This window comes from Imperialibacter sp. (assembly GCF_040222815.1).
Taxonomy (GTDB): domain Bacteria; phylum Bacteroidota; class Bacteroidia; order Cytophagales; family Cyclobacteriaceae; genus Imperialibacter.
In genome coordinates this window covers 286,718-301,011 of the sequence record NZ_JAVKCH010000022.1, presented here as the reverse complement: position 1 = coordinate 301,011, position 14,294 = coordinate 286,718, and the positions used below count along the sequence as shown (strand labels likewise).

Below are 14,294 nucleotides of genomic sequence, written 5' to 3'. Positions count from 1 at the left end.
ACTATGCCTGGAAAAGAAGAAATTACAAATTGGTTTAAGGGCTTACAGGATAATATCTGCGTGTCGCTGGAAGCAGCCGACGGCATTGGTTCCTTTGAAGAGGATGCCTGGGACAGGCCTGGGGGCGGCGGTGGCAGGTCACGGGTGATAAGAAATGGAAAAGTAATTGAAAAAGGAGGCGTCAACTTTTCAGCGGTATGGGGCCCAACACCCGAAAAAGTCCTTCAATCCTTTGGCCTCGACCAGGCAGATTTCTACGCTACTGGCGTTTCCATCGTACTCCACCCCTCTAATCCCTTTGTGCCCATCATTCACATGAACGTTAGGTACTTTGAAATGAGCAACGGCGTATGCTGGTTTGGCGGCGGCATCGACCTCACCCCACACTACGTAAACCCCAACGACGCCGTCTATTTCCACCAGGCGCTCAAAAACACCTGTGACAGGCACAACCCGACTTATTACCCAAAGTTCAAGGAATGGGCTGACAACTATTTCTATGTGCAGCACCGACACGAGACCCGAGGCATTGGTGGGATATTCTTCGACCACCTGAAAGCAGAAGATGAGATTTCGATGGATGACCGGTGGAAGTTCGTACAAGACGTGGGCAACACTTTTGCACCTACCTACACCCACTTTATGGCCAGCAATAGCTCGCTGCCTTATGGTGAGCGGGAGAAAAACTGGCAGATGCTGCGAAGAGGCCGCTATGTGGAGTTTAATCTCGTGCTCGACAGAGGTACAAAATTTGGATTGGAAACAGATGGACGTATTGAGTCGATATTGATGAGCTTGCCGCCACTGGCTGGCTGGGAATACAACCACCAGCCTGAAGCAGGCACCCCCGAACACGAAACGCTTTTGTCTCTTAAAAAAGGAATTAACTGGTTGAGCTCATGAACTGGCTGATTGAGTTAGATCAACAATTCTTCTTGTGGCTTAACTCGCACTATGCCAGTTGGCTTGATGGCCCCATGCTGCTGATAACAGGAAGAAGTACCTGGGTCCCCCTTTACCTTTTTCTCATTATCTGGCTGATCTACAAGCAAAAAATGGAAGCGATCTGGTCAATACTTGCCATCGCCATTACCATTACAATTGCAGATCAACTCACGTCTGGTTTAATGAAACCATTTTTTGAAAGGCTGAGACCATGTCATGACCCAGACATTTCCTCGTTGGTACACCTTGTCGGCGGATGCGGTGGCAAATTTGGCTTTGCCTCTTCACATGCAGCCAACACTTTTGCACTGGCCACATTCGTCAGTCTATTGCACACAGGAAAATCCTACTGGCACTTTGTGTGGTTTGGCTGGGCTGCTATAGTGACCTACAGCCGGATTTACGTCGGCGTGCACTACCCCGGCGATGTACTTGTGGGAGCCCTTGTGGGTATTGCCGCAGCCTACACCATTTATCTGATTGGGAGGAAACCAGGCAGACTAAAGCATGTTTAGCTTCTTGATAAATTTCTCTTTGTAAGAAGCTCCTACCGGCACACTCTTATCACCTATCATGATATTCGATTCCTCGAGGTGGTCAACATTGTCGATATTAATAATGTACGACCTGTGAACCCTGGCAAAGGAAGTGGTAGGGAGCCGCTTTTCTATCCCTTTCATTGTGTAGTGAACAATGTACTTCCCTTTTTTGGTATTGAAAATCACGTAATCAGCCAGCGCTTCTACAAACAGCAAGTCGCTTAGCTGAATCCTCACAAGCCTGCCGTCGCACTTCACAAAAACATGGGTTTGCTTTTCTACAAACCTGCGAAGTGTCTCAATATTCTCTTTGCCTTTGGTAGCAGCCTTCAAAAAACGTGGGTACTCAAAAGGCTTTACCAGATAGTCGACCACGCTATTCTCAAATGCCTGAACGGCATACTGCTCTTCGGAAGTGATGAACACAATCTGATAAGATTTGTCCAGCGACTCCATTAACTCGAGCCCCGACATTTCTGGCATTTGAATATCCAGAAACAGCAGATCGACGTCAGCATCCTCCTTTACTAATATGTTCTTGGCCTCAATGGGATTAGCAAGCTCATAGCTCAACGTTAGAAATTCCGTTTTTTCAATATAGTGCTTAACCAGCTTTCTCGCCAGCGGGTCATCATCCACTACCATGCATTTCACTTCCATAGTAAATTCTTAAGGTTGAAGGTTCAGGTCGATTAGTATCCTTTTAATATTCTTTGAATATATTTCCCCAAAATATCAAATTCAAGATTAACATTAGTACCCTTGCTGATATTTTTGAAATTTGTATGCTCAAAAGTATAGGGAATAATGGCCACCCTAAACTCCCCTTTTCTTGAGTTAAAACAAGTCAGGCTTACACCATTGACACAAATGGAGCCTTTTTCGACAGTGACATTGCCCAATGCGTCATCATACTTAAAGTCGAACAGCCAGCTGCCGTCTTCTTCCGTTCTGCTTATACAAACGCCCACCTGATCAACATGCCCTTGCACTATGTGGCCATCGAACCGACCGTTGGCCAGCATGCATCTTTCAAGGTTAACAAGGTCGCCTTCGCCCAGCAGCCCCAGCGAAGTCTTCTCCATGGTTTCGTGGATAGCCGTAACCTGATGCGCTCCACCGTCTACGCCAACTACCGTCAGGCAAACACCATTATGAGACACACTCTGATCTATCTTTAGCTCGGGGCTAATCGCACTTTCGATTGTGAAAGTATAGTTCGTCCCAGACTTTTCTATCTTCTCTACTTTCCCTGTAGTTTCAACAATCCCTGTAAACATCTTATCTATTAATTATCCAGCGAATTTAATTGGCAGAACCTCCACACGGTAGCCTTTTCCAATATCTTTCAAAAGTAATGAACAAAACTCATCTCCTTCTGTGACCAGTAGTGTCAATTCAATTAAATTGCCGTCAGAATGGAAGACAGCTACAGGCACAAAGGGCTAAGAAGAGGACTTGTAAATACGTTAATTGAAAAAGGGATCAAGAGCAAAATGGTGCTCGACGCCATTGGCAAAGTACCTCGCCACTTTTTCTTCGACAATGCCTTTGTAGAACACGCCTATCAGGACAAGGCCTTTCCCATTGGGGAAGACCAAACCATTTCTCAGCCCTACACGGTTGCATTTCAGACACAGCTAACAGAGGCAGGCTCGGGGAGTAAAATTCTGGAAATTGGCACCGGGTCTGGCTATCAGTGCTGTATTTTACTGGAGCTTGGCGCTGAGGTCTACACCATTGAATACAACAAAGTGCTTTACGAGAGAACCCGCAAATTTCTACCCGCAATGGGGTATAAAGCCCATTTCTTCCAGGGTGATGGGTCGAAGGGCATGCCTAACTTTGCTCCGTTCGACGCTATTTTGGTCACCGCCGGAGCGCCCACAATTCCCACCGCACTTGTTGAGCAGCTAAAGCCGGGAGGCAGGCTGGTGATACCGGTGGGTGACGACAAAAGCCAAAAAATGATTCGGATAACTAAAAAAGAAGGCAATAAACTGGTGAAAGAAACTTTCGATAATTTTAGCTTTGTGCCATTACTGGGTGAGCATGGCTGGGGCAAAAAATAAGGAGATGGCAAAAAAAACAAAGAGTGCAAAGGAATCGGAAGTAGTCATGACCGAGCTGGTGTTACCTAACGACACCAACACGCTCAACAACCTCATGGGAGGTCGGCTGATGCACTGGATGGACATAGTAAGCGCCATTGCTGCACAGAAGCATTCAAACCGCATCGTGGTAACAGCCTCCGTTGACAACGTTTCGTTTGGCAAGCCCATACGGCTGGGAAATGTTGTAACACTCAAGGCCCGGGTGACACGTGCATTCAGTTCCTCTATGGAGGTATATATCCAGGTAACTGCCGAAGACATTCCAGGCAATAAAAAAATCGACAGCAATACCGCCTTCTTCACTTTTGTGGCGGTAGACCAAACCGGCCGCCCAATTGATGTGCCGGAACTAACTCCTGAAACGGAATTTGAAAAAGAGCTCTACGAAGGGGCGCTTCGCCGCCGTCAGCTGAGGCTGGTGTTGGCAAAAAGGATGAAGCCTGAGGATGCCGTAGAGTTGAAGTCTATTTTTAAGTTAAAACCCGAAGACCTAAGCTAAATCACTATGGGCGCTGATCTCCATCCGGCTTCTTTGAAAGCTTTGTTTACTGAAGAGCTTTACCTGATTGGTGAAAAGCAAAGTGCTCCGGCGCCAGCAGAAAAGCCGACCCCTGTTGTGGCTGCAAAACCGGAGGAGACGAAAACCCCAATGGCTGAACCAGCCGCCCCCAAACAAAACACGCTAATCATTCTAAAACAACCCTTTCAGGCACTCGAAGCGTCGCAGAAAGAGCTCCTGACTAAAATCACAGGGGCAGTTAGCATAGACCTGAGCAGTGCCGTGCTCATTAGCGAATCGGATTACAAAGCCAATCCAGCACAAACAGTTTCCTTCAGCAAGGTGCTCTCTTTCGGCGTGGAGTTACCAGTCTCCACCTCAAAATACTCAGTCATCAAAAGGGATGGCCAGCAGTACCTGGCCTCCGATAGCCTGGCTGCTCTCGAACAAGCCATTGCACTAAAAGGAAAACTTTGGAAAGCCATGCAGGAGATGTTCCTTAGCAAGTAATTGGCTCGAAATCCTTTCATTTTAATTTCTGATCTCTTATTTTGGTCAGAGTTTTTTCGCTTTCTCCAGCCATGGATTTTTTAATAAGCTAACCAACCCTCCCAAACATGAATAAAGTTTTGAAGGTGACAATTATTGTCATCAGTCTGCTAATCCTGATCATTGCATCGGGCTTGTCCTATCTGAAATTTGCACTTCCTGACGTGGGGCCTGCCCCCGAGATATCAGTTGAAGGTACCGAACAGCAAATTGAACGAGGACGCTATCTCGCTAACCACGTAAGCGTTTGTATCGATTGCCACTCCACACGTGACTGGAGCAAGTTTGCCGGACCTCCTATACCTGGTACTGAAGGTAGAGGCGGTGAACTTTTTGATCAGAGCTTTGGCTTCCCGGGTCGGTTTGTTTCGAAAAATATCACACCTTATCACCTGGAAAGCTGGACGGACGGAGAAATTTACAGAGCCATTACAACGGGCGTCAGCAAACAGGGAACAGCCTTCTTCCCCGTAATGCCCTACAAGTACTATGGCAAAATGGACACTGAGGATATTAAGTCGATTATCGCTTATGTCCGGTCACTCACTCCCTTAGCGTTTGATCCCGAGTCTTCTGCCGCCGATTTTCCCGTCAATTTCATCATCAATACTATGCCAGCAGCGGCCAGTCCGAAGAAAATACCAGACCCGAAAAATGTAGTCGAGTACGGTGCCTATGTGGCAAATGCCGCAGGCTGTGCCGAATGCCACACCAGGCAGGAAAACGGGCAAGTGGTGGGCGAGCTGTTTGCAGGCGGATTTGAATTCAACATGGGCAACGGCTATATGGTATCGTCCATGAACATTACCCCACACGAAACGGGCATAGGCAAGTGGACAAAAACTGCCTTTATCCAGCGGTTCAAGCTTTACACCGACTCCACCTACGTACTACCTGATGTGGACATGGCAAAAGGCGAGTTCCAAACAGTGATGCCCTGGACTATGTATGCTGGCATGACCGAGCAGGACTTGGGAGCCATTTACGAATATTTGCAAACAATTGATCCCGTACCGAACACAGTGGAACGCTGGAAAAAGCTATAAACCAGCCATGTGTTAACCTCTTAAAATCAGACACTTACACTTACGAATGAAACAAAATAGTTTTAAAAACGCTATAACTAGTTGTAACCAGTTATAAATTTTAAATTAAAAACTATGAAAATTCTAAGAGGTGTATTGATGTCAGCTATGCTGTCGATGTTGTTATTTAGTTGTACCCAGGACTCAAAAAAAGAGGCTGAGGACATGAAAGAGAATGCAACAGAAGCTGTAGAAAATGCGACTGATAAGATCAAGGTTGAAAAGGCGAAGCTTACCGCCAAAATTGAAAATCAGATTGACGAGTTGGATGAGAAGCTCGAAGGTTTGAAGGACAAAATGGACGAGGAAAGCGAAACGCTCAAAGAAAAACTCAATGATCAAAAGGAGCAGCTTCAGTCCAAACTGGAAGACGTGAAAGAGGCTACCAAAGACAATTGGAATGGCATCAAAGAAGATGCAACCACAGTTGTCAACAATGTAAAAAAGGAGTTCAACGACGTGTTCAAAAAAGAAGAGAGCTAAAAAATCGGTGGACTAACACATAATCAAAATGAAGAGTGGACAAACGTCCACTCTTTCTGTTTAGGGGGTATTTCGCCCATTCCCCAATGAATTTCTCTTCCTAACAATACATTTCATTGCCTTTGGCGAAAGTTATTGATAAGTTCGAAAAACCGACAGACACGAAACCGTGCTAATATTGTTACTATTGAAACTATGAAAATTCTAAAGAATTCATTTGCTGCCATTATTGTATTTGCCACAATATTCTCTGCGTGCCAAAGCAATAAAAATGAAAGCCAAAGTGCCGAAGCCAGTGAAACGGAAACATCCGGTGAAATGAAGCCCGCTTTTGTTGCCAATCCGCAGTTCATTGCCAAAAGAGAAGTGACTACGCTTGAAATAGGAGCAAAAGCACCAGACTTCAACCTACCAGGTGTTGATGGAAAGTTCTACACCCTTGACGACTTCAGCGATGCCAGTGTGCTTGTGATCATTTTCACATGCAACCACTGCCCTACTGCCCAGGCCTACGAAGACCGCATCAAAGCTGTTGTGAACGATTACAAAGGCAAAAGTGTGAAGCTGATAGCCATTTCACCCAACAGCCCTATGGGACTACTCTACGAAGAACTAGGGTACACCGACCTGAACGACGACTATACGGCCATGCAACTCAGGGCCGACTATATGGATTACAATTTTCCTTACCTGTACGACGGCGATACTGAAGAAGCCTCTCTGAAATACGGCCCGGTGGCTACTCCTCACGCTTTCGTTTTCGACAGCAACAGAGTATTGACCTACAATGGCCGTCTGGACAAAGTGGAAAAACCAGGCACAACCAACTCAGAGGATTTGAGAGCTGCAATAGACGCCACCCTTGAAGGAAAACCTATAGCTGAGCCCGTAACAAAAGTCTTTGGCTGCTCCACAAAGTGGGGATGGAAAACAGACATGAGAGAGCGGGTGGACAAGGACTGGAATAGCAGGGAGGTGAAAGTTGAAGACATCGATTTGGCTGGAATCAAAACTTTGCTAAAAAACGACGACTCGAAAAAACTAAGACTTATCAATGTGTGGGCTACCTGGTGCGGCCCATGTATGCTCGAATACCCCGAGTTCATTGCTATTCAGCGCATGTACGGCGCCCGTGATTTCGAATTTGTATCCATCTCGGCTGATAAGCTGGAAAAGAGAGATAAAGTGCTCGAGTTTCTTGATAAAAAGGAATCGGGAGTACCCAACTATATATTTACGGGCGGCGACAACTATGCTATGGTTGAGGCGTTTGGTGACGGTTGGGACGGCGCATTGCCTTACACAGCACTGGTGGAGCCGGGAGGCAAGGTGGTGTACGAACACCAGGGTGAAGTCGACTTCCTGGAACTAAAAAGAGCCATTGTAGAACATGAGATGATAGGCAGAGTGTACTAACATTCCTACATTTCCCGTCCTGAAAAATTTGATAAGTGAAGTCTGGAAACGGGCTTCACTTTTATTTTTTAAAGAAACTGGCTGAAAGCCATCCTCAAAAATCAGCCATTCTTCCTCAAATTCCCTCCCTACGTCCATTAGTGAATGTTGCAGGCCAACTCTAAGCCATCTTTGTATGTTTAATAGGCTGTTGACACTGTCATCAGTGTAAAAATAATCGCATGGCAATAATAGAAACTAACGGAAAGAACTTAAGAATACTCCTCCATTTTGGAGTGTGGTTCATTCTGTTTTTCTTTCCGGTCTTCGTTTTTTATGGCGACACACTCGATATAAGCATTGTGGCACGCAGAACTTGGGTTCCAATGGGTTTCTCGGTAATCATTTTCTATGTGAACTACTTTGTTTTTATAGAGAAATTCATCTTTGATAGAAAGGGCCTCCGGTTTATTGTTTCCAATATCCTGCTTGTTGCGATCTGCATTTTTTTTCACAGACAAATCAGAGAGCTCTTCTTTGAAAGCCACGACAAGCCTCACTCATCCAGTTTCAAAATATTCTCTGTTTACTGGGAGTCGATAACAGCCATCATCACCATTGGGCTTAGCCTGGCGGTAAGGATGACGCAGCGGTGGATTGAGTCAGAAAACTTAAGGAGAAACTCTGAAAACGCACAGCTACATTCAGAGCTTACTTATCTGCAATACCAGCTGCAGCCACATTTCTTCTTCAACTCGCTTAACAATATATACTCGCTTGTAGACAGCTCGCCCGAAAAAGCAAAGGAAACTATCCACAGCCTGGCCAAGCTGATGCGCTACATGCTTTACATAGCGAAGGAAGGTAAAGTGTTGCTGGCAAAAGAGGTGGAGTTTTTGGAAAAGTTTATCGACCTCATGGAGATAAGGCTTCCCGCTAACATCAAAGTGAAAAAGAGTTTTGGCAAGGTGCAGGAGGGTGCCACCATCACCCCCCTCCTTTTTCTCCCGCTGGTGGAGAATGCATTCAAACATGGTGCAAGCGGATCGGCAAAAGGAACCATTGAGTTTGAGCTGGTAATGGCAGATGGCGAAGTGACATTTACAGTAGCAAACCCTAACCTACCCAAAACTATGGACGACAAAAGTGGTTCTGGCATAGGGTTGGTCAATCTTGAAAAAAGGCTGGATTTGATGTATGCTGGAAAATACAGCATTAGCCATGACATAGCGGATGACATTTATAAAACAGAGCTAAAAATTAAGCTATGAAAAAGATTCGCTGCCTGATTGTCGACGATGAGCCATTAGCACTCAACCTTATTGAGGGCTATGTGGAAAAAACGCCATTTCTTGAACTGGCTGGAAAGTGCAGTAGTGCGTATGAGGCTTTGGAAAAAATAGCTGCTGAAAAAATAGATTTACTGTTTCTCGACATTCAAATGCCTGGTCTTACCGGTATGGAGCTTTCCAGATCACTGAAAAATGGCCCCAAGGTTGTTTTCACAACAGCCTTCGAAGAATACGCCCTGGAAGGCTTCAAAGTCGACGCAATAGACTACTTGCTTAAGCCATTTAACTACGAGGAGTTTCTGAAATCAGCAAATAAGGCCAGAGAGTGGATATCGGTGACGTCAGGCAGTAGCTCGGAAACCGATCCCAATGCCCTTTTTGTCAAATCTGAATATAAACTGGTAAAAATCGACTTGCAGAAGGTGCTTTACATCGAAGGGCTGAAAGACTACGCAAAAATATTCCTTCAGGATCAAACAAGGCCCGTCATGACACTGATGAGCTTGAAATCACTGGAAGAGCAGCTTCCATCTCAACAATTCATGAGAATACACCGGTCTTTTATTGTGAGACTAGACCGCATTGACCTGATAGAAAGAAACAAAGTGGTCATTGGACAGGTGGGCATCACGATTGCAGACGCATACAAAGAAACATTTCAGGCATACCTGAATAAAAAATCAGTGAAGTAATGAAACTAACATACAACATAAAGTCAAATAGGATCCTTAGCATGAAAAAGCTTCTTACCATCATGTTTACAATTGGCAGCGTAGGACTTGCCGTAGCCCAGTCGGCAGCGATAAGCAACACCCCTATGCAAGCTCCTGGCGAGGCCAGCTACAGAAGCGTGCCTACAGCCACCACTGATGCCGGAAACGGCGAAATTGAGGGAGTTGTACTAGACACTGAAACAAATCAGCCAGTAGAGTTTGCCACGGTTTCTCTTATCGACCCTGCAACTGACAAGCCCATCGACGGCGCTGTCTGCGACAACAAAGGTCAGTTCAAAATCTCAAAGGTTGAGCCTGGTACGTACAACGTAGCTATTTCTTTCATCGGCTACGAAAGGCAGGTAATTGAAGGGATCACTGTTGAAGACAAAAAAGACAAAGTAAATCTTGGTGTCATCAAGCTGGGGTCTGCCACTGAGGTACTTGAGGAAGTTTCAGTCGTGAGCCAGCGTGACATGGTGGAAGAGAAAGTCGACAGAACTATTTACAATGCCGAGCTTGATGCGACCACCAGAGGCGGCAACGCTACAGATGTGCTGAGACGTGTGCCAATGCTTTCGGTGGATATGGACGGCAACGTGAGCCTTCGGGGTAACGAAAACATTAGGGTGTTGATCAACAACAAGCCGTCAGCGATCATGGCAGCCAACATTGCTGACGCTTTGAAGCAAATTCCTGCAGACGAAATAAAGTCGGTAGAGGTGATCACCTCCCCCTCAGCTAAATACGATGCGGAAGGAACATCAGGTATTATAAACATTATCACTAAAAAGAACAACCTACAGGGGGCAACACTGAATGTTAATACTGGTGTAGGCCTAAGAGGATCGAATCTGGGACTCAACGGAGCTTTACAAACGAAAAAATTAGGTCTTTCGCTAGGCGGCTTTGGCAGGTCTGAGTACAACACTACAGGTAGCTTTGAAAACAGACAAACTACCATAAGCAATGGAATGGAAACCTTTACTACTCAAGAGGCAAGCACAACCTCTAACAGGCTATTTGGACGCTACACCTTTGGGCTTGACTATGATTTCAACGATAAAAACTACCTGACTGGATCAGTACAGCTGGGAGCCAGAAATGGCAGAGGCACTCAGGACGATCTGACACGTCGGTCATTTCGAGATGATGTTCTGGTGAGCGAAACATTAATGGACGTCGAAACAAAAGATTTATCCAATAACATTGACGTAAGTCTGGCCTACACCCATGTGTTTGATAAGCCCCAGAAAGAGTTGACCATCATGGGTATGTGGAGCAAAAACAATAGAACCAATGATTTCAGCAACTACAACTACGACGTAGATGACGAAACGTTATTGAACAGGTTGAAGAACCTGAACGACAGCTACGATGAAGAAACTACTTTACAAATTGACTACACCAGCCCCATCGGTGATAAGCAGCTAGTGGAATATGGTGCCAAGCAAATTATGAGAACCGCCATTAGTGAGTTTACCTACCTCACGGCTGATGGTGCCAATGGTAGCTATGTGCAGCTGACAGGCACGACGCTCAACAACAATCTTGATTACAGACAGGGAATTACTTCAGGATATTTATCCTACACTGCCTCCCTTCCAAAAGACTACAGCGTAAAAGCAGGTGCCAGATACGAGTATACGACGATTGACGCTTTTACAAAAACAGAAAGCGATATTGACATCCCATCCTACGGTGTAATTGTACCAAGCGTTAACCTATCGAAGAAACTGGAAAACGGCAACATGATAAAACTGGGTTATAACAGAAGAATACAACGCCCATCCATCAGGTTTCTGAACCCTAACATACAAGCTTCTAATCCATTGAATATTTCAGTTGGAAACCCAGAACTAGACCCTGAATACACTAACAACTATGAGCTGGGCTACAGCTCCTACTTCAAAAGGTCTTCTATACAAACAGCCCTTTTCGTCCGCAATACCACTGGCGCCATTAGCAGCGTGCGTGATGTAAGAGGCGATACAATCAGAACCACCTACCAAAATATTGGCCAGGAAGATGCCTACGGCATTAACCTTTCGGCCAACATCAACTTTGGGAAGCTAATGCTCAATGGTGGTTCAGATGTGTACTATGCAGTGCTTTCTAACAACAACCCTGACCCCATTTACAATGCCAGCAATACAGGTATTGTCATCAGTGGAAGGTTTTTTGGAAACTATGACCTTGGAAATGGATATGGTCTGCAAATGTTCAGCTTTTTCCGTCTGAGAAGAACCGAACTGCAGGGCTATAGAGGCGGGTTTGGGATGTATAACCTTGGTATTAAGAAAGACTTCAATGAAAGACGTGGTAGCATTGGTCTGGGCGTTCAGAACTTCCTTAACCCAAAGCTTAAAATTAAGAGCGAAACCATTACCCCTATTATCGTACAAAACAGCATTGATATCAGAAATAATCTCAGCTTCTCTTTGAACTTCAGCTATCGCATTGGTAAAATAACTACTGATGGCCCACAGCGCCGAAGAAAGTCCATTCAAAATGACGACTTGAAAGGTGACGGTGGCGACAGCGATGGAGGTGGTGCGGCGCCAGCAGCCCCAGCAGCTACTCAGAGAAGAGGACGAGGAAACTAAGCTACCCGGCAAAAGACAATAATTTAAGTTTGGTAGGGATAAAGGCCGTGGCATATTTGCCCGGCTTTTTCTGTTTTATCGGCGCAATCCGCCGTGCCACTACCATTGTTTGCCGCTACTAAATCTTCAGACAACCCTGTAATTTCTTTTTGCTATCTTTTGGGTTGTAACCATACCTGCACCTCTATGCTAGCTGATAAAGCAAAACCAGGCAGCCTTATTGCCACACTCCTGTTGACTAGTCTTTTTTGGTCCTGCCAGCAAAAAGAAGAACTAACTCCACCCAACATACTATGGATAGTCAGCGAAGACAACAGCCCCTTTCTTGGTGCTTATGGCGACGATTTCGCTACTACCCCCACTCTCGATTCCCTGGCCGCCCTCAGTGTTCTCTACACCAACGCCTTTGCTACCACACCAGTGTGTGCCCCTTCCCGGTCCACACTCATCACAGGCATGTACAGTGCCTCGCTGGGCACCCTGCCTATGCGCAGCCCCTACCCCATACCAGATTACATGCGCTTCTTTCCCAATTACCTCAGGGATGCTGGCTACTACACTACCAACAACTCCAAGAAAGATTACAATACGGTAGATCAACCTGAATGCTGGGACGAATCCAGCAACAAAGCGACTTACCAAAACCGGCAGCCTGGTCAACCGTTCTTCCATGTTCAAAATATTTTCATTACTCATGAAAGTCAGATTCACGATTCAATTCCCTGGGGAGACCTGAAACACGATCCGACCAAAGTACCCATGCCTGCATACCACCCCCGCACCAAAGACATGGAGCACGACTGGGCACAGTACTACGACCGGGTGCAGCAAATGGATTCTCAAGTGGCTGGCATTCTGGCCGACTTGAAAAAAAGCGGAGAGGCAGAAAATACCATTGTCTTTTACTATTCCGACCATGGCGGAGTGCTGGGCAGAAGCAAGAGGTTTATGTACGAATCAGGGCTTCACATCCCTTTGATTATCAACTTTCCGGAGAAGTACAAGCACCTGGCACCATCAGCAGCAGGCTCTAAAAGTGATCGTTTGGTTAACTTTGCCGACTTCGGCCCAACCGTACTAAGTCTGGCAGGTGTAACAGTGCCTGACTACATGCAAGGCGATGCCTTTTTGGGTAGCCAGCAGGCCGAGCCGAAGCAATATGCCCATGCCTACCGGGGGCGAATGGATGAAAGAATTGATCTGGCGAGAGGTGTAAGAGACAAGCAGTTTCGGTACATAAGAAACTACATGCCTCACAAGCCCAATGGCCAGCACCTTTACTACCTATGGCTGGCTCGCTCTATGCCTTCCTGGGAAAAGGCTTTTAAAAATGGTGAGTTGAATGAAGTACAATCAAGATTTTGGCTGCCAAGGCCTGCTGAAGAACTCTACGATGTTGCGAAAGATCCGGACAATATCAACAACCTGGCGACCGACCCGGCATACGCTAATACCTTGCTGGAGCTTCGCAATGAAAACCTAAAGTGGGTAAAAGAGATCAGGGATGCCAACTTCCTGCCGGAGCCAATGACGGCTGAAATATCGGAAGTGCAGCCTGTCTTCGACTATGTGAGAGGCAAAGACTTCCGGATGGATTACGTGATTGAAACCGCCGACCTGGCAAGTATGCGTGATCCCTCTGCACTGCCTGAACTGATAAAAAGACTCAGTGATCCCAATGCAGCCGTCAGGTATTGGGCAGTTACCGGCACCATGATATTGGAGGATAAATCACCTGAGACAAAAACTACCCTGATCGAAATGGCTAAGGATTCGTCAGCTAGTGTGAGGCTGGCTGTTGCCGAAGCACTCTACAAATCAGGAGTTAAAAAAGAAGCGCTCGATATCTGCATCTCCGAACTGCAATCGCCCAGAGCCATTACCCGGGTGTATGCTGCCAACGTGCTTGAAGAATTTGGAATGGATGCGCTTCCCGCAAAGCAAGCTCTCGAGCAATCACTTGCCGACAGCGTGGGCCAGGCTATGAGCGAGATGCCGAAAGCTGTCAATCACATCCTTGACAAATTGAATTAAGCTATGTCAACGCCCGCACTAGCAAATCAGCGACTGGTAT

General features: G+C 46.1%; 14 protein-coding genes. 12 read left to right on the top strand and 2 right to left on the bottom strand.

Annotated features, from left to right (window positions below):
• Positions 1-3 precede the first annotated feature (3 nt).
• On the top strand, positions 4-903 hold the full coding sequence (gene hemF, locus RIF36_RS11065) for an oxygen-dependent coproporphyrinogen oxidase (protein WP_350128610.1): 900 nt from the start codon (positions 4-6) through the stop codon (positions 901-903).
• Positions 900-1,460, top strand: coding sequence for a phosphatase PAP2 family protein (locus tag RIF36_RS11060; protein ID WP_350128613.1), 561 nt, complete (start codon positions 900-902; stop codon positions 1,458-1,460). Before hemF ends, RIF36_RS11060 begins: the two co-directional genes overlap by 4 nt.
• Here RIF36_RS11060 and RIF36_RS11055 read toward each other — a convergent pair.
• Together RIF36_RS11055 and RIF36_RS11050 are read right to left on the bottom strand one after the other, a co-directional pair.
• A complete protein-coding gene (locus tag RIF36_RS11055) occupies positions 1,446-2,144 on the bottom strand; it encodes a LytR/AlgR family response regulator transcription factor (protein WP_151999832.1) in 699 nt (232 codons plus the stop codon). The genes RIF36_RS11060 and RIF36_RS11055 overlap by 15 nt on opposite strands.
• Before the next feature lie 32 nt (positions 2,145-2,176).
• Entirely contained in the window at positions 2,177-2,764 is a 588-nt protein-coding gene (locus tag RIF36_RS11050) for a riboflavin synthase (RefSeq protein ID WP_350128616.1), read from the bottom strand.
• Positions 2,765-2,902: 138 nt separating this feature from the next.
• Between RIF36_RS11050 and RIF36_RS11045 the strand changes: the two genes are divergently transcribed.
• From RIF36_RS11045 to RIF36_RS11000, 10 genes are all read left to right on the top strand, one after another.
• Positions 2,903-3,556 (top strand): protein-L-isoaspartate(D-aspartate) O-methyltransferase, encoded by a 654-nt coding sequence (locus RIF36_RS11045; RefSeq protein WP_350128618.1) that lies wholly within the window; start codon positions 2,903-2,905, stop codon positions 3,554-3,556.
• A 4-nt stretch (positions 3,557-3,560) separates the two neighbouring features.
• Positions 3,561-4,097, top strand: coding sequence for an acyl-CoA thioesterase (locus tag RIF36_RS11040; RefSeq protein ID WP_350075098.1), 537 nt, complete (start codon positions 3,561-3,563; stop codon positions 4,095-4,097).
• Between the two features lie 6 nt (positions 4,098-4,103).
• Positions 4,104-4,607, top strand: a complete 504-nt coding sequence (locus RIF36_RS11035; RefSeq protein ID WP_350128620.1) for a hypothetical protein — start codon at positions 4,104-4,106, stop codon at positions 4,605-4,607.
• A 107-nt stretch (positions 4,608-4,714) separates the two neighbouring features.
• A complete protein-coding gene (locus RIF36_RS11030; RefSeq protein WP_350128623.1) occupies positions 4,715-5,692 on the top strand; it encodes a c-type cytochrome in 978 nt (325 codons plus the stop codon).
• A 114-nt stretch (positions 5,693-5,806) separates the two neighbouring features.
• Complete coding sequence (locus RIF36_RS11025) at positions 5,807-6,214, top strand: sll1863 family stress response protein (RefSeq protein WP_350126678.1); 408 nt, start codon at positions 5,807-5,809, stop codon at positions 6,212-6,214.
• A gap of 195 nt (positions 6,215-6,409) precedes the next feature.
• Entirely contained in the window at positions 6,410-7,630 is a 1,221-nt protein-coding gene (locus RIF36_RS11020) for a redoxin family protein (RefSeq protein WP_350128626.1), read from the top strand.
• A 221-nt stretch (positions 7,631-7,851) separates the two neighbouring features.
• The gene (locus RIF36_RS11015; RefSeq protein ID WP_350128629.1) at positions 7,852-8,880 is read left to right on the top strand and encodes a sensor histidine kinase; all 1,029 of its coding nucleotides are present in this window, start codon (positions 7,852-7,854) and stop codon (positions 8,878-8,880) included.
• Entirely contained in the window at positions 8,877-9,593 is a 717-nt protein-coding gene (locus tag RIF36_RS11010) for a LytR/AlgR family response regulator transcription factor (RefSeq protein ID WP_350128632.1), read from the top strand. Before RIF36_RS11015 ends, RIF36_RS11010 begins: the two co-directional genes overlap by 4 nt.
• Before the next feature lie 41 nt (positions 9,594-9,634).
• Positions 9,635-12,220, top strand: coding sequence for a TonB-dependent receptor (locus RIF36_RS11005; RefSeq protein ID WP_350128635.1), 2,586 nt, complete (start codon positions 9,635-9,637; stop codon positions 12,218-12,220).
• Between the two features lie 186 nt (positions 12,221-12,406).
• On the top strand, positions 12,407-14,254 hold the full coding sequence (locus RIF36_RS11000) for a sulfatase-like hydrolase/transferase (protein WP_350128638.1): 1,848 nt from the start codon (positions 12,407-12,409) through the stop codon (positions 14,252-14,254).
• Positions 14,255-14,294: the final 40 nt, after the last annotated feature.